Raw genomic sequence first — 19,231 nt, forward strand, 5'->3', positions numbered from 1 at the left:
GGGTACGGGTTTTTTTCTGATTATGTGAACCACCTTGTAGCGGTTCCGTTGCGTGATTGTTAAAACAATAACCTTTCATTTCCCTTTCAACGCGACACCAACTTTACAGGATGTGATATGCGTCTCTTACTGGCGGAAGATAATCGTGAGCTGGCTCATTGGCTGGAGAAAGCGCTGGTGCAGGAAGGCTTTGCCGTAGACTGCGTTTCTGACGGGCGCGCGGCCGATCATCTGCTGCAGGGGGAAAATTACGCGGTGGCGATACTGGACATCGGTATGCCCGGTTTTGACGGCCTGGAGGTGGTGCACCGTTTACGTAAACGCGGCCAGACCTTGCCGGTGCTGTTTCTCACCGCACGCAGCAACGTGGCGGATCGGGTGAAAGGCCTGAACGCCGGGGCGGATGATTATCTGCCAAAACCGTTTGAGCTGGAGGAGCTGGACGCCAGGCTTCGCGCCCTGCTGCGCAGAAGCGAGGGGAGAACCCAGGAACGCCAGCGCCTTGGGGAGCTGGAGTATGACGACGACGGTTTTTTCCTGCTGCGCGACGAGCCGCTCTCGCTCACCCCGCGCGAACTGTCGCTGCTGAAGGTGCTGATGCATCGTCGCACCCGCCCCGTTTCCCGGCAGCAGTTGTTCGATCAGGTGTTTAGCCTGAACGACGACGTCAGCCCGGAGAGTCTCGATCTTTACATTCATCGCCTGCGCAAAAAGCTGAGCGGCAGCGGCGTGCGGATCACCACCCTGCGCGGACTGGGCTATGTGCTGGAGTGCGGCGATGAAGTGGGTTAAGCCTCAGTCGCTTTATCTGCAACTGCTGCTTTTTCTCGGCCTGCCGCTGCTGTTGCTGTGGGGATTATCGGCTTTTAACAGTTACGTCAGCGCCCTGCAGGCGGCGACCCAGGCGTACGACCGCACGCTGTTATCTTCGGCGCGTACCGTCTCTGAGCGGCTGGAGGTGCACAACGGCAAGCTGCTGGTTGATGTTCCCTGGGTGGTGCTCGACAGCTTTGAGCTGAACATGAACGATCGTCTCTATTACAAGGTGGTTGACCCGGAGGGGCGGGTGATCTCCGGCTATGACGATCTGCCGAACATGCCCCCCTCCACGTCGCGCACCACGCACTATCCCGCGCTGGCCTGGTTTTATCATACCGAGTATCGCGGCCAGGCGATCCGCGTGGCGAAGCTGCTCCAGCCAATTAACGAAGACAATGTTTCCGGTATGGCGGAGATCTACGTCGCCGAAACCTTGCAGTCGCGGCGCTATCTCGCCACTCAGCTTCTGTTTTCATCGCTCGTTTCGCAGGGATTGCTGGTGCTGCTGACGCTGGTCTTAACCGCCTGGCTGCTGCGCCGCGTGCTGCGCCCGATGCGTCAGCTCTCTTCGCTGATGGTGCGCCGTGAGCCTGGGCTGCTGGCCCCGCTGCCGGAGCTGCTGCCCTGGTCGGAAACGCGGCTGCTGATCGTGGCTTTTAACCGTTATATCGACAGATTACGCGGCGTGCTTTCCCGCCAGGAGCGCTTCAACGCCGATGCGTCTCATCAGCTTAAAACGCCGCTGGCGGTGCTCAAAACCCAGGTTTCCGTTGCCCTGACGCGAAACGATCCGGCCCTGTGGCAGGAGAGTTTACGCGCCATGAACGTGACGCTGGATAACACCATCGTCCTCACCGAACGGCTGCTGCAACTCTCCACGGTGAGGCGCAAAGAGCAGGGGGATCGCCAGTTTGCGCCGGTGGACCTGGTTCAGGTGGTGCAGAACTGCTGTTTCTCCAGACTGACGCAGGCGCGCAGCAAGGCGATCGATTTGGGTTATGACGGCATTCAGCAACCCGTCATCATAGACGGTGATGAGGTGCTGCTGGGGGAGCTGTGCGCCAACCTGCTTGAGAACGCGATCAAGTACACCCCGGCAGGAGGCATTGTTACCGTGTTCCTGCACACCGACGCGGGCGGCGTTGAGCTCAGCGTGGAGGATAGCGGGCCCGGCATCGAAGACAGCCAAATTCATCAGGCAATACTGCCTTTCCATCGGCTCGACAACGTCGGGGACGCCAGCGGATCGGGTATCGGGCTGGCGCTGGCGAGCGATATCGCCCGGCTTCACCGAAGCCACCTGCAGCTTTCCCGCAGTGAGGCTCTGGGAGGGCTGAGCGTAAAAATGCGCTTTCTGTTGCTGACGTAAAAAAACCGCGCGTTTCAAATCGTTACAATCTACTTGCCCGCCGCACGCAGAGTGCTTGATCGCCAGGCGTCTCAGGTTAAAATCTCGCGGTTTTTTTGGGACTTTTCTATAAATTGCGCGGGAACATGATAATGAAAAAAGTGGCATTGATGGGCTTAGGCCTGATATTCGTTTCGGCGGCGGCTAACGCCATCAGCTTTAACGGCTCAGCGGGTCAGGATTACACTCATCTGGGCTTTGGCCTGGGTACCGAGACCGCCGGTCTGGCGATGACCGGCGGCTGGACGCATAACGACGACGATGGCGATGCGGCAAGCCTCGGCCTGGGTCTGAATATTCCTCTTGGCCCGTTCCTGGCCACCGTCGGCGGTAAAGGCATCTACACTAACCCGAACGACGGCGACGAAGGGTACGCGGCAGCGGTGGGCGGCGGTCTGCAGTGGAAAATTGGCGACAGCTTCGGCCTGTTTGGTGAGTACTACTACTCTCCGGACTCCCTCTCCAGCGGTATCGACAGCTATGAAGAAGCCAACGCGGGTGCGCGCTGGACCATCATGCGCCCAATTACCATTGAAGCGGGTTATCGTTATCTGAACCTGGCGGGCAAAGACGGCAACCGCGACAACGCGCTGGCTGACGGCCCGTACGTGGGCGTCAGCGCAGGCTTCTAACCCCTCCGGCGCGGCGTCCGTCGCGCCAGTTTCTCTCCTCTCCATGCCGGTGATTGCGCTATAGTGTTTTCACCATATAAGCGGGAGAACACAATGATTAATGTGGAGATGTTATCCACCGGCGACGAAGTGCTGCATGGACAGATTATTGATACCAATGCTGCCTGGCTTGCCGATCTTTTCTTTGAGCAAGGATTACCGTTAACGCGCCGCAATACCGTAGGCGACAGTCTTGAGTCGCTGGTGACCGTTCTGCGCGAGCGTAGCGAACACTGCGACGTGCTGATTGTGAACGGTGGGCTCGGCCCTACCAGCGACGATCTCAGCGCGCTGGCTGCCGCGACCGCCAAAGGCGAAGGGCTGGTGTTGCACGAGGAGTGGCTGGCCCACATGGAGCGTTTCTTCTCCGAACGTGGCCGCGTGATGGCACCCAGCAACCGCAAACAGGCTGAAATCCCGGCCAGCGCCGAACTGGTCGATAACCCGGTGGGTACTGCCTGCGGTTTCGCCGTTCAACTGAACCGCTGCCTGATGTTCTTCACGCCGGGTGTCCCGTCTGAATTTAAAGTGATGGTCGAACAGCAGATCCTGCCGCGCCTTCGTCAACGTTTTACCCTGCCTGAACCGCCAGTCTGCCTGCGCCTGACCACCTTTGGCCGTTCGGAAAGCGATCTGGCGCAGAGCCTCGATCACCTGCCGCTGCCGCCGGGGGTATCCATGGGCTATCGCTCTTCCATGCCGATCATTGAACTCAAGCTCACCGGGCCTGCCACGCAGAAAGCGGCGATGCTGGCGCTCTGGCCGGAAGTGCAGCGCGTGGCGGGCGAAAGTCTGATTTTCGAGGGTACGGAAGGGCTACCGGCGCAGATTGCGAAGCATCTGCAGTCGCGCCAGCTGAGCGTCACCCTCAGCGAGCAGTTCACCGGCGGCCTGCTGGCGCTGCAACTGTCGCGCGTTAATGCTCCGCTGCTGGCCAGCGAGGTGGTGCCGTTCCAGCAGGAGACGCTGGCGCAGACGGCGCGCTGGGCGTCAGAACGCCGGGTCAACCATTTTGCCGGGCTGGCGCTATTTGTCGGGGGTATGGATGAGGAATATCTCAACTTTGCGCTGGCTACGCCGGAAGGGACGCATGCCTTAAGAGTCAAAATGAGTATCACCCGCCACAGCCTGGCGGTGCGTCAGGACGTCTGCGCCATGATGGCGCTGAACATGCTGCGTCGCTGGCTGGCAGGTAAAGAGGTGGCCAGCGAGCACGGCTGGATCAACGTGGTGGAATCGCTGTTCGTTGAGTGACCGGTTTGCCGGGGCGGCGGCCCCGGCGATACCTAACCCAGGGCCTTCGCCAGCAACGCGATCGGATGCTCGCAGCGCTTGCTGGTGGACATCTCTATCTGCCATTTGCAGGTTTCGCAGTCGGTCACCACGATATCCGCGCCGCTCTCTTCAATCTGGCGGAACAGCGGCGCGCCAATTGCCTGTGATGTTTCGTAATTTTCACGCTTAAAGCCGTACGTCCCCGCAATGCCGCAGCAGCGCGAATCCAGCACCGTCAGCTCCAGCCCCGGAATTAACCGCAACAGTTCCAGCGTGTAAAGCGCCCAGCCCATTTTTTCCATATGGCATGGCGTGTGATAGACCACTTTCAGGGGTAAATTTTTCAGCGGTAGCGTCTGCCCGCTGTCCAGCTTGCGCCACAGGAAACGGGTTGCCAGCTCGATATGTTCGCGCAGGCCGGTATTGTCCACGTCCAACAGGTGCGGATACTCATCGCGCAGCGTGAAGGTACAGGTCGAGGAGGTGGCCAGCACCGGAATGCCTTTATCGACGATGGCCTCGCGCAGCGACGAGACGTTGCTTCTGGCCTGTTTGCGCGCTTTATCGGTAAACCCGTTGGCGATCAGCGGCACGCCGCAGCATTTCTCCTTGTTCAGTAACTGCACGCCTGTACCCATGGCGTTCAGCACTTTCAGCAGATCTTTACCCAGTTGCGGATGGTTGTAATTCACGTAGCAGCCATGGAAGAACGCGACCTGGTCGGCATACCGCGCCTGGTCTGCCGCTACGGATTTGTACCAGCGGCGGAAGGTGCCGTGGGAATATTTGGGCAAACTGCGGTGATGGTCGATCTTAAGCGTGGCATCCAGCAGCTGGCGCACCGGTTTCAGCGAGGTCGCGGCGTTCACCAGCGGGGCAAATGGCGTGGAGACGCTGCCCATCAGATCGGTATGGCTAAGAATGGCATCGCGCAGCGACGGTTTTTGCGTGCTATAGCGTGCCCGGGCGCGCTGAATAATGTCGCCGATTTTCACATCCGACGGACAGGCGACTTCACAACGTTTGCAGTTGATGCAGTATTTCAGCGCGTCATCGTACAGCGCGCCGTCCTTCAGACGCAGGCGCTCGCCGTCCGGCCCGGCCTGTTTCGGACCGGGATAGCGCGGGTTGACGCCGCTGACCGGGCAGACGGTGGTGCAGACCGTGCATTTGATGCAGCTTTCAAAGCGGGTATCGTTCATTGTTCAGCCTCCGTGCGCTGGCAAATCTGCTCTGCCACATAGAGCGCCGTTATGGCGCAGACGCCGCCGCCGCAGCCCTGGGCGATAGGATCGTATCCACCCAAAAGCGAGCCGATGGCGTAGAGATTCGGTACTGACTTTCCTGAAAGTTGCGGATGCAGCTGGTTATCCACGATTACGCCGAACTGCTGCCACGGCTGCGGGGCAAAGAAATCGCTCTGATACCAGTCCGCGCGAGAGGCGCTCTGGCGGACGTCCAGCCCCATAATCGCCTCGCGAATGCCGTCCCGACTGCTCAGCAGACCGTTGCTGAAGAAACTGCCGCTTGCCAGCACCGCGTAACGCGTACGAAGCGGAATATCGTCGTGGTTGCGGGTCCAGATTTCGCTCACCGAGCCGTCAGTCAGGGTGATTTTTTTCACTTCATCACCCCCCATCCACACGCCTCCCTGGGCCACAAACTGGCGCTGAAGCTGGGTATGCAGGCGAATACCGGGCACCGACGGAGGAAGCGTTGGCAGCAGGCCGAGCGAGCAGGGCAGGCGGTCGGACAGCCAGCGCCACAGCCGGTTGTCTTGCAAGCCAAAGCAGGCGGGCATAAACAGCGCATCGCATCCCTCTGCAAGCGGTTTGAGCGCCTCATACAGCAGCGGCCATTTCTCTTCGTTATCGAGCAAACGGGCAATATTCACCGCGCGGAACTCGCTGGGGTTGTCGCGCAGGACATCCAGCTCAGGAAGGTCAATCTCTGCCGTTTCAGCGTTGACCCCCTGGCGACTGAGCGAGGCCGCTGCCAGATGGGGCTGAAAATCCAGAAAACCGCTAATGCCCACCACCCGCACGCGCGTGGCCTTGAACGGGGCAACGGGCACCTCCTCCGGGCTGAGCCAGGCGGAACGCAGGGTGCCAAGCGGCGTGACGCGCGCGTGATTTTGCCTGGCACTCCCCTGCATACGTGCGCCGCAATCAGCCAGCAGCGCTTCGGTTTCCAGGGCAAAGCGGTCAATGTGCTGCGCGCCAGTCAGGTGATAAGGATGCTCTGCCGGCAGTTTTTCGCGGTACGTTTCGTCCACCAGATCCAGCGAGCCCGACGAGAAGTGCAGGGCGCTCTGGCCCCGGGTGATAATGGCGCAGCGCAGTCCCTGCTTCGTGAGTTTGATGCCACAGAGCAGACCCGCCAGCCCGCCGCCGACGATCACCGTATCAAATTTCATCGCGTTGCTCCTTCTCAAGACCGCAAAGCCCCTGGTACACCCAGCGGGTAAATTCGCTTTCACGCAGGGCATCGCCCCAGGCGACAGGCTGAATGCCTTTCCAGCGCTCGTTCAGAAAATCGCTGAGCTGATCGAGCGACTGGGTGGCAGTGGTGGTATGAAAACGCTGCAGCAGTCCGGCGGCACGGCAGGCACACAGTTCGCCCTGACAGGTGCCCATTCCGACGCGGGTGCGGCGGCGGAGATCGAGCAGGCTATTCACCGTCAGATTCTCCACCGCGTATTGCACTTCCCCGGCGGTAACGGCCTCGCACTCGCATACCAGACTGCGGCTCAGCCGTCCTTCACCCAGCCAGACCGGTGTTCTGTCGCCATGGCGATAGACAGCCGAACCACGCAGGGGGGCAGGCAGGGAGATAATTTTTTGCAGCGTTTTCTCGGTGGACTGGCGCGAGCCGGGCAGGGGCTGTTCTGCGGTCACGCACGGTTCGCTATTGCCCAGCTTGCGGCAGACAGCATCCGTCGCCCATTCGGCCATCAGGCGGTAGGTCATCAATTTACCGCCGGTGATGGTGATGAAGCCGTCCAGCCCGTCGCGCTCGGCATGGTCAAGCAGCACAATGCCACGGCTGACGTTGCGCCCGCTCGGGTCGTTATCGCTGGCGACAAGCGGACGCACACCCGCGTAGGCGCGCAGGATGCGGGTCTGGGCCATCACCGGCGCCAGTTTTTCTCCTTCGCGCAGCAGGATGTCGACCTCTTCTGCGGTGACCCGATTGTAGTCAATCTCGCTGTAGTCAACGTGGGTGGAGGTGGTCCCGATTAACGAAATGGTATCGCCGGGGACAAGGATGTCTGCGTCAGACGGTTTACGGCAGCGGTTGATGACATGGTTATTAATGCGGTGGTCGAGGATCAGCAGCGAGCCTTTGGCCGGGAACATGCGCACAGATAAATCGGCGTATTCTGCGATGCGTTGCCCCCAGATCCCCGCCGCGTTGACCACCACAGCGGCATACAGCTCGCTGTGTTCGTTGTACTGCGTATCCAGGACCCGCACGCCCACGATGCGATGCCCCTCACGGATAAGCCCGGTGACCTGATGGCCGGTCAGGATCCGCGCGCTGTGCTCGCGGGCATCCAGCATGTTGGCCGCCGTCAGACGAAACGGATCCACGGTGCCGTCCGGGACTTTTACTGCACCCGTCAGTGCCGGATTAACCGAAGGTTCGATGCGGCGAGCGAGGGCCGGGTCAATGGCTTGCGCCTGAATTCCCGCGGCCTGGCAGGCGGTAATGAAAGTTGACTGAAAGGCGAGATCGTCTTCGGGAAGCGTAATAAACAGGCCGTCGGTCGGTTCAATACAGTGGCGGGCGATACGTCGCAGGATCTGATTTTCGGCGATACATTCGCGTGCCGATTCGCCGTCGGTAACGGCGTAGCGGGCGCCGCTGTGCAGCAGGCCATGATTGCGTCCGGTAGCGCCGGTCGCAATATCATGGCGCTCCAGGAGCGTGACGCTCAGCCCTCTGAGCGCACAGTCGCGTGCGATGCCAGCGCCGGTCGCGCCCCCGCCAATGATAATCACATCGCTGTAGCGTGGATCGTGAATTGTCATTGTCATCCCTCTGTGTTCGTTTTTTATCATTTAGCCACATGAAAACTGTGGTTTGTTTGATTTCGAACACAAACGAGCGAAATTCGAAAGTGAAACGTGATTTCATGCGCTTTTTTGCGCATGTTGTCATATTTCTGTAACAATTTGTGCGTTGATTCACAGTAACAATCACCGTGATTTCTTAACATCCCCGCCTTGCTGGAGTTTGGGGCAGTTAAACCCCTGTAAATTCAATACATGGCCACGGAGGCTGTCATGCTCAGTATCTTTAAACCTGCGCCGCACCGGGCGCGTCTGCCTGAGGCAGAAATAGATCCGCTTTACCGCCGCCTGCGCTGGCAAATCTTCCTGGGGATCTTCTTCGGGTATGCGGCGTATTACCTTGTGCGTAAAAACTTTGCCCTCGCCATGCCTTATCTGGTTGAGCAGGGCTTTTCGCGTGGCGATCTCGGGTTCGCGCTGTCGGGGATCTCCATCGCCTACGGCTTTTCGAAATTCATCATGGGATCGGTGTCGGATCGCTCGAATCCGCGCGTGTTCCTGCCAGCCGGTCTGATCCTGGCGGCGGCGGTGATGCTGTTTATGGGCTTTGTGCCATGGGCAACGTCCAGCATCGCCATTATGTTTGTGCTGTTGTTCCTGTGCGGCTGGTTCCAGGGGATGGGATGGCCGCCATGCGGGCGTACCATGGTGCACTGGTGGTCGCAAAAGGAGCGTGGCGGCATCGTGTCGGTGTGGAACTGCGCGCATAACGTGGGTGGCGGCATTCCGCCTCTGCTGTTCCTGCTGGGGATGGCCTGGTTCAACGACTGGCACGCTGCGCTCTATATGCCTGCCTTTGGCGCCATTCTGGTGGCGATTATCGCGTTTGCGCTGATGCGCGATACACCGCAGTCCTGCGGCCTGCCGCCGATTGAGGAGTACAAAAACGACTATCCGGATGATTACAGCGAGAAGCACGAAGAAGAGCTGACGGCAAAGCAGATCTTCATGAAGTACGTGTTGCCAAACAAACTGCTGTGGTACATCGCGGTTGCGAACGTGTTTGTTTACCTGCTGCGTTACGGCATCCTCGACTGGTCACCGACCTACCTGAAAGAGGTGAAGCATTTCGCGCTGGATAAATCCTCCTGGGCCTACTTCCTGTACGAATACGCGGGGATCCCGGGGACGCTGATTTGCGGCTGGATGTCGGACAAAGTATTTAAGGGCAACCGTGGCGCAACGGGCGTCTTCTTTATGACGCTCGTGACCATTGCCACCGTCGTCTACTGGCTCAACCCGCCGGGTAACCCGGGCGTGGATATGACCTGTATGATCGTCATCGGCTTCCTGATTTATGGTCCTGTTATGTTGATCGGTCTGCATGCGCTGGAACTGGCACCGAAAAAAGCAGCCGGTACGGCGGCAGGCTTTACCGGTCTGTTTGGCTACCTGGGCGGTTCGGTCGCGGCGAGCGCCATCGTGGGCTATACCGTTGACTTCTTCGGCTGGGACGGCGGCTTTATGGTAATGATCGGCGGCAGCGTGCTGGCGGTACTGCTGCTGATTGTTGTGATGATCGGTGAAAAACGTCACCACGCGGACGTGCTGGCGCGTCGTCAATAAGGAGCATTGCCATGAAATTAACTCAATTAGCGACCGGTCTGCTGCTGGCGGGCCTGATGACCGGCTCCGCACTGGCGGCGGATAAAATCGTTATTGCCCATCGCGGCGCAAGCGGCTATCTGCCGGAGCATACGCTGCCGGCGAAAGCGATGGCCTACGCGCAGGGGGCCGATTATCTTGAGCAGGATCTGGTGATGACAAAGGACGACCAGCTGGTCGTCCTGCATGACCACTATCTTGATCGCGTGACCGATGTGGCGGAGCGTTTCCCGGACCGCGCCCGTAAAGATGGTCGTTTTTACGCCATCGATTTTACTCTGGATGAAATCCGCTCTCTGAAGTTTACCGAAGGCTTCGAGATTGAAAACGGCAAGAAGGTGCAGGTTTATCCGGGACGTTTCCCGATGGGTAAATCTGACTTCCGTATCCATACCTTCCAGGAAGAGATTGAGTTTGTTCAGGGGCTGAACCACTCGACGGGCAAAAATATCGGTATCTATCCGGAAATTAAAGCCCCTTGGTTCCATCACCAGGAAGGGAAGGATATTGCCGCGAAGACGCTGGAGGTGCTGAAGCAGTACGGCTACACCAGCAAGAAGGACAAAGTTTATCTCCAGTGTTTTGACGCCGCGGAACTGAAGCGCATCAAAACCGAGCTGGAGCCAAAGATGGGGATGGATCTCAATCTGATCCAGCTGATTGCCTATACCGACTGGAACGAAACCCAGGAGAAGCAGGCAGACGGCAAGTGGGTAAACTACAACTACGATTGGATGTTCAAACCGGGCGCCATGAAGCAGATCGCGCAGTACGCCGACGGGATCGGGCCGGATTACCACATGCTGGTGGCGGAAGGTTCAACCCCGGGCCACGTGAAGCTGACGGCGATGGTAAAAGAGGCACACGCCAGCAAGATGCAGGTGCATCCGTATACGGTGCGCGCAGACCAGTTACCGCCGTACGCCACGGACGTGAATCAGCTTTACGAGGTGTTGTATAAGCAGGCGGACGTAGACGGGTTGTTTACGGATTTCCCGGATAAAGCAGTTTCATTCCTGCATAACAAGTAATACAAGGGGCCGTAAGGCCCTTTTTTATTCGGGCAGTAGGCCGGCCAGCCTTAGCTTTTTTTCCCATTCTGGCTCTGGCCCTAGCTGTTCTGCGACCAGGTTGACCAGCGCCTGGATCACCGGCGAGGCGCGACGCGTCTGGCGATACAGGGCCACAATGTTGCCACCATCCGGTTGCCAGCCGGGTAAAATAATATTCAGTTCTCCGCGCAATATCGCATCAGCACCTAAAAATAACGGCATGACCACAATCCCAAGCCCTGCTTTGGCGGCTTCCAGCAGGCTGAAAGCATTATCCGAACGCAGACGATTTCTGACGCGCCAGTTCTGGCGCTGCCCGTTATGCAGTAGCTGCCAGCAACCGCCTGGCGCACGGTGGGTATATAACAGTCCGTCATGCTGCTCCAGCTCAACGGGGTGCACAGGCGTGCCCCGTTGCGCCAGATAGTCCGGGCTCGCGCACAGCCAGGTCAGATTGCGCGCCAGCGTGCGGGCGATGAGCGTAGAGTCCGGGACGAGACCCAGGCGGATGGCGATATCAAAGTCGGGCTGATGCATATTAATCTGCCGATCTTCTGTCGAGATATCGAGAGACAGTCCCGGATGAGCGCCAATAAATCCGGCCAGGATCGTCGACAGATGGGTGGTCATAAAGGTATGCGAGGTGGCGATACGCAGCTCGCCGTGAAGCTCGCTGCGTGAGGGTGCTACGGCTTCTTCCGCCTGTGTGACTTCGTCAAGGATACGCACGCACTCCTGATAAAAAAGCAGACCCGCTTCCGTCAGGCTAAGGCGGGGCCCACGCTCCAGCAAGCTTGCGCCAAGCCGTTTCTCCAGCATCTTGACGCGCTGGCTGACCACCGATTTTGATGTCCCCAGCTTTGCCGCCGCGCCAACAAAGCTTTGCGACTCAACAACCGAAACAAACGTGCTCATCTCCACGAACTTGTTCACACAGGCGCTCCTTTATGGCTTATTCGGTTTACTATGCGCCGTTCAGGGAGCCGGAAAAACGGCTGGCGAGATATTCTGCCGCCATGATCACATCCGGGTTAGTCGCCTGAGAGGGAACGTCCGGGAACAGCGAGGCATCGACGACAAACAGCCCGTTAATGCCAAAGACGTTGCCGCACGCGTCCACGACTGCTGCCGGATCGCTTTCTTTACCCATCGGTGCTGTCGCGCTGAGGTGTAGATTGCTTTTCACCGTCGCACGCTGCTCCTCAGCTATCTGCTGGTCTGTTTTGGCGAGTTTACCGCCTTTAACTGCCGGGACTTCGCCAGTAACCAGTGCCTGCAATGGACCTTCCTGCACCAGTGCCCGGGACAACTTCACCGCTTCGACCATCCGCATGACGTCGCGCTCGTCGCCCAGCAGATTGAGATCGATGCTGGGGGCGAGCAGCGGATTGCGGCTCGTCAGTGTCAGACGCCCACGGGCACAGGGGCGAGCCACGGTGAAAAAGAGCTGGAAACCCGCCCCGTGTGGAAACAGTCCTGGATCGACGAAGTGGTTATTGCTGATATACAGATCCAGTTCGTCGGCTGCGGCCAGCGAAGATTGTGTCCAGAGCGTTGCACCTATTGGGGGATAGCTGGCATGTTCTGCAGAGGTCGCCAGCATGATCCCGTTCACGGGTTGTTCCTGCAAATTGCGGCCAACGGGGAGATCCTGTTTTAGCGGGATTTCCAGACGGCGTAAATCGTCAGCAGGACCAATGCCGGAGCGTAACAGAATGGCTGGCGTACCGGCCGCACCGGCACAAAGGAACACGCAGTCGGCAGCGATCCGTGTCCCATCCGCAAGCTGTATGCCGTTCACCCGCGAATTGTCTATCAGCGCTTTATCCACAACCGTCATGCCGACAATTGACAGATTCTTGCGCGCCCGAACCTCCGCCGTCAGGTAGACCATGCCAGTGTTTTGCCGGATGCCGTTGACAACATTCAGTGGATAGATGGCGACGCCGTGTTGTTGTTCGCCGTTAATATCGTCAATGGCGGCAAAGCCGTGAGCGCGACAGGCGTGATAAAACGCCTGACTTGCCGGACTGAGTGTCTCAAGCGCAGGTAATCGCACCGGAACGGGACCGTGGCGGCCATGCCAGCGATCGTCGCCATAGTCGGCATTTTCAAGCCGTTTGAACCACGGTAAGACCTTATCAAACGACCAGTCGCTCAGGCCGCGCTTTACCCAGCGGTCAAAATCGAATTTAGGGGCGCGAACAAACGCGCCTGCGTTGATCGTGGAGCCGCCACCGAGCACTTTGGCCCGCAGATGACCAGAGGTGTGATCGGTTCCCGTTGCCGCGCCGTGTTCCCAGACGTAATCACCGCCGCCAACAGAGTGGCTTTGCGCCAGTTCGTCCGGCCAGCCATCGGGGGCAAAGACGGGGCCGCCCTCCAGCAGCAATACCTGGCAGTCAGGGTTCTCGCTAAGACGTGCGGCGAGAACCGCACCCGCTGAACCACCGCCTGCGACTATGACGTCGTACGATTGTTTCATTATTCTGGCGCTGTTTTCCGGCTTGATGGATACCATTTTTCCTCTCCTCATGAATATCGTTACGCAGCGCATCAGCCAGTTTTTCTGCCATCATGATGATGGTCGGATTGAGGTTGATGAGCGGGATTTCGGGCAAGATCGATGCGTCGATGACCCGTAAGTCATGCAGACCATAGAGGCACCCGTTTTCATCCACCACGGCATAGGGGTCATCAGGGGGTCCCATCGGTGCGGTGGAGCAGGGATGCTGGAGGGTGCTAACCCCCTGCGCCAGAGCCTGGCGAATGTCAGATTCATCATCCCCGACCGAGGCTCCCGGGCTGATTTCGTACTCAATGAGCTGGCGCAGCGGCGGCATATCCGCCAGCAGGCGTGCCAGACGAAAACACTCGACCATCCGGCGCATGTCATCTTCTGTCGTCAGGTGATTAAGCGCTATTTCCGGTGCATCGTGAGGGTCACGGCTCTTCAGGCGGATGTAGCCTGTGGAGCTGCAATGCATGAGTTCCAGCCCGAGGGAGAAGGCGACGCCGGTTGGGCTGAGGTCTGCAGGTAACAGATGCGAAGGGGAAATGGCAATGTCCATTTCGCGGGCTGATTTGGCAAAGCTTGAATTCGTCCAGATCTGGGCGGCGACAACCGGATGCTCGTGGCCCTTAAGTTCGGCTTTTCCGGCGAAGTTGATCCAGTAGAAGGCGTGATCCCGCAGACGCTCACCCACCGGGGCCTCTTTCACGACGGGGATCGACAGCGATTCCAGATGGTGGCGTGGGCCGATGCCTGAGCGCAGCAATATCGCGGCAGAACCATAGGCGCCGGCGCTGAGGATCGTCTGGCGGGCAAAGCACTGTTCCCCGTCGGCAAGCTGCACGCCTTTGACCCGGTTCTCCTCAACGATCAGCTTGTCCGTGAGCGCCCCATACACGATGGTCAGGTTCGGGCGCTGGCGCACCTTGCGGGTAAGCCATGCCATTCCGGTATTCACCCGAACGCCGTTAATGATATTCATCGGATTGGGCCCGGCGCCGTTGTTGGCTTCTGGGTGGTTAAAGTCTTCAACCCGCGCAAAACCCAACTGCCACGCCGCTTCCAGGGTGGCCCGCTGAACTGGGGTGATCTCCTCTAACGTCATCTGATGGATCGGAAGTGGACCTTCACGACCGTGATATTTATCCTCACCCAAAGGGTAGGTTTCCATCTTTTTGTAGTAGGGCAGCACATCCTCATATTTCCAGCCCTTAAGCCCTTTTGCCGTGATGCGTTCGAAATCCCAGGGGAGCGCCCGGCAGGCGACGGCGGCGTTAATGGCTGAACTTCCGCCGAGGGTTTTACCGCGCGGAGTATAGACGGGATCGGGCTGGCTGACCGGGCTGGCGTAATAGCCCCATTCATATCGCTGATCGCCATTCGCCGCGATAATATTGCCGCTGTAAAGCAGTTCCGGATAGCCATCGGGATCAAAAGACGGACCATATTCCAGCAGCAGAACACGTGTCTGCTCATCTTCGCTAAGACGTGCTGCCAGCACTGCCCCGGCAGAGCCCGCGCCAACGATAATAATATCGTAGGGCATCTGCTCAGGGGATGTGGTCATGAACTGCTCTAAGGATAAAACGGACATTGCTGATGGCCTCCTCAGGTGGATATACCGTTAGAGTAAGCGGCATGAGGAGGGGTGAACAGGTGAGGAAAGGCGAATCACGGGTTCGTAAATCACGAACCCGAAAGGAGGGGTTGGCGCTATATTTCTATTTCAATATCACCTTTTGCCCGGCAGCAGCAGGGCAAAATTTCCCCTTCATTGATAAAGGCCAGCGGTTCGGTCAGCCAGTCCACCTGGCCGGTGACCAGGCGGCAGCGGCAGGAGCCGCAATAGCCTTCACGACACTGATACTCTACCGTCACCTGATTCGCCTCAAGGGCTGCCAGCAGGGAAGGGTGCTCTTCCTGGCACAGCACTTCTGTGCCCGAAAGACTCAGCGTTACGCGCGTCATCAGAGCTGGAAATTGCTCAGGTCGTCAGTGTTGACTTCAGAATCAATCTGACCGACCAGGTAAGAACTGACTTCCACTTCTTGTGGCGCCACCTGCACGTTATCGGACACCAGCCAGGTGTTGATCCACGGGATCGGGTTGGAACGCGTCTGGAATGGCAGATCGAGACCGACCGCCTGCATACGGATGTTGGTGATGTACTCAACGTACTGGCACAGAATGTCTTTGTTCAGGCCAATCATGGAGCCGTCGCGGAACAGGTAGTCTGCCCACTCTTTCTCCTGCTGTGCGGCCAGCACGAACAGGTCGTAGCACTCCTGCTTGCACTCTTCAGCGATTTCCGCCATCTCCGGGTCGTCTGCACCGCTGCGCAACAGGTTCAGCATGTGCTGGGTGCCGGTCAGGTGCAGGGCTTCGTCACGGGCGATCAGACGGATGATTTTGGCGTTACCTTCCATCAGCTTGCGCTCGGCAAACGCAAAGGAGCAGGCAAAGCTCACGTAGAAGCGGATGGCTTCCAGGGCGTTAACGCTCATCAGGCACAGGTACAGCTGCTTTTTCAGCGCGCGCAGGTTCACGGTGACGGTTTTGCCGTTCACGTTGTGGGTCCCTTCGCCCAGCAGGTGCCAGTAGCTGGTCATCTCGATCAGCTCGTCGTAATAGTGGGCAATCCCTTCCGCGCGTTTCTGAATCTGCTCGTTGGTGACGATATCGTCAAACACCACCGCCGGATCGTTAACGATATTGCGGATGATGTGGGTGTAAGAGCGGGAGTGGATCGTCTCCGAGAACGCCCAGGTTTCCACCCAGGTTTCCAGTTCCGGAATGGAGATCAGCGGCAGCAGGGCAACGTTCGGGCTGCGGCCCTGAATGGAGTCCAGCAGCGTCTGGTACTTCAGGTTACTGATGAAAATGTGTTTTTCATGCTCCGGCAACGCCTGGAAATCAATACGATCGCGGGAAACGTCAACTTCCTCCGGACGCCAGAAGAAGGAGAGTTGCTTTTCAATCAGCTTTTCGAAGATGTCATATTTTTGCTGATCGTAGCGTGCCACATTGACCGGCTGGCCGAAGAACATCGGCTCTTTGAGCTGGTCGTTTTTCGTCTGTGAAAAGGTGGTATATGCCATGAGTGTGTCCTGTGGTGTTATTTCCCCCTCGTCCCGGCCCTCTCCCACAGGGAGAGGGGGAAAGAGTACCCTCTCCCGGTGGGAGAGGGTTAGGATGAGGGGATTTATTAGATCTTACATGCGCCGCTTTCGCAGCCATCATCCTGAATTGACGGTGCCAGATCGTCCTGCGCGTCTTCTGCACCATCACGGGTGTTGTGATAATACAGAGTTTTCACGCCAAATTTGTACGCGGTGAGCAGGTCTTTCAGCAGTTGCTGCATTGGCACTTTACCAGACGGGAAACGCGTCGGGTCGTAGTTGGTATTGGCAGAGATCGACTGATCGATGAATTTCTGCATGATACCCACCAGCTGCAGATAGCCGTCATTGTTTGGCATTTCCCACAGCAGCTCGTAGTTGTCTTTCAGCTGCTCGTAATCCGGCACCACCTGGCGCAGGATACCGTCTTTCGACGCTTTGATGCTGACGTGACCGCGCGGCGGCTCGATACCGTTGGTGGCGTTAGAGATCTGCGAAGAGGTCTCAGACGGCATCAGGGCAGAGAGCGTGGAGTTGCGCAGGCCGTGAGTCTTAATGGACTCACGCAGTGCTTCCCAGTCCAGATGCAGCGGCGCGTTTGCAATCGCATCCAGGTCTTTCTTGTAGGTGTCGATTGGCAGAATGCCTTTCGCATAGGTGGTTTCGTTAAACCACGGGCATGCGCCTTGCTCTTTCGCCAGCTCGTTAGACGCTTTCAGCAGGTAATACTGGATCGCTTCGAACGTTTCGTGGGTCAGGTTGTTCGCGCTGCCGTCGGAGTAACGCTTACCGTGTTTCGCCAGCCAGTAGGCGAAGTTGATGACGCCGATACCCAGCGTACGACGGCCCATTGCGCCGCGTTTCGCCGCCGGGATTGGGTAATCCTGGTAGTCCAGCAGGGCGTCGAGCGCACGGACGGCCAGCACTGCCAGCTCTTCCAGCTCGTCCAGGCTCTTAATCGCGCCCAGGTTGAACGCAGACAGCGTACACAGCGCGATTTCGCCGTTTTCGTCGTTCACGTCTTCCAGCGGTTTGGTCGGAAGGGCGATCTCCAGGCACAGGTTAGACTGGCGCACTGGCGCAACAACCGGATCAAACGGGCTGTGGGTGTTGCAGTGGTCAACGTTCTGGATGTAGATACGGCCGGTAGAGGCACGCTCCTGCATCATCAGGGAGAACAGATCGACCGCCTTCACGCGCTGTTTACGGATGCTGTCATCTTTTTCGTATTTGGTGTACAGACGTTCAAACTCGTCCTGATCGGCGAAGAACGCGTCATACAGACCCGGGACATCGGACGGGCTGAACAGGGTAATGTCTTCACCTTTCAGCAGACGGGTGTACATCAGTTTGTTGATCTGCACGCCGTAGTCCATGTGACGCACGCGGTTACCTTCAACACCACGGTTGTTTTTCAGTACCAGCAGGCTTTCGACTTCCAGGTGCCACATTGGGTAGAACAGGGTTGCCGCACCACCGCGCACGCCGCCCTGAGAGCAGGATTTTACTGCGGTCTGGAAGTGCTTGTAGAACGGGATACAACCGGTATGGAACGCTTCACCGCCGCGAATTGGGCTGCCCAGGGCACGAATGCGGCCGGCGTTGATACCGATACCGGCACGCTGGGAGACGTATTTGACAATCGCGCTGGAGGTCGCGTTGATGGAATCCAGGCTGTCGCCGCACTCGATCAGTACGCAGGAGCTGAACTGACGGGTTGGGGTACGCACGCCAGACATAATCGGCGTCGGCAGAGAAATCTTGAACGTAGAGACCGCATCATAGAAACGCTTAACGTATTCCAGACGGGTGTCACGCGGGTAGTTAGAGAACAGGCAGGCGGCCACCAGAATATAGAGGAACTGGGCGCTCTCGTAGATTTCGCCCGTGACACGGTTCTGGACCAGGTATTTGCCTTCGAGCTGTTTCACCGCTGCGTAGGAGAAGTTCATATCACGCCAGTGATCGATAAACCCGTTCATCTGCTCGAACTCTTCTTCCGTATAGTCTTCCAGCAGATGCGTGTCGTATTTACCCAGCTCAACCATTTTCACCACGTGGTCGTAAAGCGCAGGCGGCTCGAACTGGCCGTAGGCTTTTTTACGCAGGTGGAAAATCGCCAGACGTGCAGCGAGGTACTGATAATCCGGCGCTTCGCGGGAGATCAGATCCGCCGCCGCTTTGATGATGGTTTCGTGGATATCAGACGTTTTGATGCCGTCGTAGAACTGAATATGGGAACGCAGTTCAACCTGGGAGATAGATACGTTGTTCAGGCCTTCTGCTGCCCAGTCGAGAACTCGATGGATTTTGTCCAGATTGATACGCTCGGTAGTACCGTCGCGCTTTGTCACCAGCAGACTCTGATTCATGTGGGTTTTACCTGTCCGTGAAATAAAAAAATATCCCCCGTTTATCCACAGATCCGCCTTGTGACTAACTCTGTGGATAAATACTACATATAGGGGTTTTGCGATAAGAGAAACGCTATATGGTGAGTATTCTAGTAAGGATTCTTTTCAGTACAAGGGTTGATTTTGACGTTAAATTGAGGTTGTGAAAGGGTAAAAAAGGCTAAGTCCTCATGCTGTAAGGCCTGGAAGAGATGTCAATAATTAAGAAAAAAAATTCAAAATTTGATCGAGTGCTGATTTCTTCAACGGGAGGTCAGAATTGCGCAACATGATGTCGCGC

General features: G+C 57.7%; 15 protein-coding genes. 6 read left to right on the forward strand and 9 right to left on the reverse strand.

What is annotated here, in order from left to right; translation table 11 throughout:
- Positions 1-117: 117 nt before the first annotated feature.
- From tctD to APU11_RS16330, 4 genes are all read left to right on the forward strand, one after another.
- A complete protein-coding gene (gene tctD / locus APU11_RS16315) occupies positions 118-792 on the forward strand; it encodes a transcriptional regulator TctD (RefSeq protein ID WP_013098025.1) in 675 nt (224 codons plus the stop codon).
- Complete coding sequence (locus tag APU11_RS16320; protein ID WP_058651756.1) at positions 779-2,188, forward strand: sensor histidine kinase; 1,410 nt, start codon at positions 779-781, stop codon at positions 2,186-2,188. Before tctD ends, APU11_RS16320 begins: the two co-directional genes overlap by 14 nt.
- 131 nt (positions 2,189-2,319) lie before the next feature.
- The gene (locus APU11_RS16325; RefSeq protein ID WP_013098023.1) at positions 2,320-2,859 is read left to right on the forward strand and encodes a YfaZ family outer membrane protein; all 540 of its coding nucleotides are present in this window, start codon (positions 2,320-2,322) and stop codon (positions 2,857-2,859) included.
- A gap of 93 nt (positions 2,860-2,952) precedes the next feature.
- Positions 2,953-4,152 carry a nicotinamide mononucleotide deamidase-related protein YfaY gene (locus tag APU11_RS16330; RefSeq protein ID WP_020690657.1) on the forward strand — a complete coding sequence of 400 codons (1,200 nt, stop codon included), beginning with the start codon at positions 2,953-2,955 and terminating at the stop codon, positions 4,150-4,152.
- 32 nt (positions 4,153-4,184) lie between these two features.
- Here APU11_RS16330 and glpC read toward each other — a convergent pair whose 3' ends face one another.
- The 3 genes from glpC to glpA are packed head-to-tail and all read right to left on the reverse strand — an operon-like array spanning position 4,185 to position 8,207.
- On the reverse strand, positions 4,185-5,375 hold the full coding sequence (gene glpC, locus APU11_RS16335; RefSeq protein WP_058651755.1) for an anaerobic glycerol-3-phosphate dehydrogenase subunit GlpC: 1,191 nt from the start codon (positions 5,373-5,375) through the stop codon (positions 4,185-4,187).
- On the reverse strand, positions 5,372-6,589 hold the full coding sequence (glpB, locus tag APU11_RS16340) for a glycerol-3-phosphate dehydrogenase subunit GlpB (protein ID WP_045292155.1): 1,218 nt from the start codon (positions 6,587-6,589) through the stop codon (positions 5,372-5,374). Before glpB ends, glpC begins: the two co-directional genes overlap by 4 nt.
- Positions 6,579-8,207, reverse strand: coding sequence for an anaerobic glycerol-3-phosphate dehydrogenase subunit A (gene glpA / locus APU11_RS16345; protein ID WP_045292153.1), 1,629 nt, complete (start codon positions 8,205-8,207; stop codon positions 6,579-6,581). The genes glpB and glpA overlap by 11 nt, the downstream gene beginning before the upstream one ends.
- Positions 8,208-8,462: 255 nt before the next feature.
- Here glpA and glpT point away from each other — a divergent pair, with 255 nt between their 5' ends.
- Together glpT and glpQ are read left to right on the forward strand one after the other, a co-directional pair.
- Complete coding sequence (gene glpT / locus APU11_RS16350; protein ID WP_013098018.1) at positions 8,463-9,815, forward strand: glycerol-3-phosphate transporter; 1,353 nt, start codon at positions 8,463-8,465, stop codon at positions 9,813-9,815.
- A gap of 11 nt (positions 9,816-9,826) precedes the next feature.
- On the forward strand, positions 9,827-10,885 hold the full coding sequence (gene glpQ / locus APU11_RS16355; protein WP_058651754.1) for a glycerophosphodiester phosphodiesterase: 1,059 nt from the start codon (positions 9,827-9,829) through the stop codon (positions 10,883-10,885).
- Between the two features lie 24 nt (positions 10,886-10,909).
- Here glpQ and APU11_RS16360 read toward each other — a convergent pair whose 3' ends face one another.
- The 6 genes from APU11_RS16360 to nrdA all read right to left on the reverse strand — a co-directional run bounded on the left by APU11_RS16360 (position 10,910) and on the right by nrdA (position 18,909).
- The gene (locus tag APU11_RS16360; protein WP_013098016.1) at positions 10,910-11,839 is read right to left on the reverse strand and encodes a LysR family transcriptional regulator; all 930 of its coding nucleotides are present in this window, start codon (positions 11,837-11,839) and stop codon (positions 10,910-10,912) included.
- 31 nt (positions 11,840-11,870) lie between these two features.
- Complete coding sequence (locus APU11_RS16365; RefSeq protein ID WP_072200439.1) at positions 11,871-13,391, reverse strand: GMC family oxidoreductase N-terminal domain-containing protein; 1,521 nt, start codon at positions 13,389-13,391, stop codon at positions 11,871-11,873.
- Positions 13,321-15,012: a GMC family oxidoreductase N-terminal domain-containing protein gene (locus tag APU11_RS16370; RefSeq protein ID WP_058651753.1), complete on the reverse strand. Its 1,692-nt coding sequence runs from the start codon at positions 15,010-15,012 to the stop codon at positions 13,321-13,323. Before APU11_RS16370 ends, APU11_RS16365 begins: the two co-directional genes overlap by 71 nt.
- A 119-nt stretch (positions 15,013-15,131) precedes the next feature.
- Complete coding sequence (gene yfaE, locus APU11_RS16375; protein ID WP_013098013.1) at positions 15,132-15,386, reverse strand: class I ribonucleotide reductase maintenance protein YfaE; 255 nt, start codon at positions 15,384-15,386, stop codon at positions 15,132-15,134.
- Positions 15,386-16,516 carry a class Ia ribonucleoside-diphosphate reductase subunit beta gene (gene nrdB / locus APU11_RS16380; protein WP_013098012.1) on the reverse strand — a complete coding sequence of 377 codons (1,131 nt, stop codon included), beginning with the start codon at positions 16,514-16,516 and terminating at the stop codon, positions 15,386-15,388. The genes yfaE and nrdB overlap by 1 nt, the downstream gene beginning before the upstream one ends.
- 107 nt (positions 16,517-16,623) lie before the next feature.
- Complete coding sequence (gene nrdA, locus APU11_RS16385) at positions 16,624-18,909, reverse strand: class 1a ribonucleoside-diphosphate reductase subunit alpha (protein WP_013098011.1); 2,286 nt, start codon at positions 18,907-18,909, stop codon at positions 16,624-16,626.
- Positions 18,910-19,231 lie beyond the last annotated feature (322 nt).

This window comes from Enterobacter sp. 50793107 (genome assembly GCF_001463365.1).
Lineage (GTDB): Bacteria > Pseudomonadota > Gammaproteobacteria > Enterobacterales > Enterobacteriaceae > Enterobacter > Enterobacter cloacae.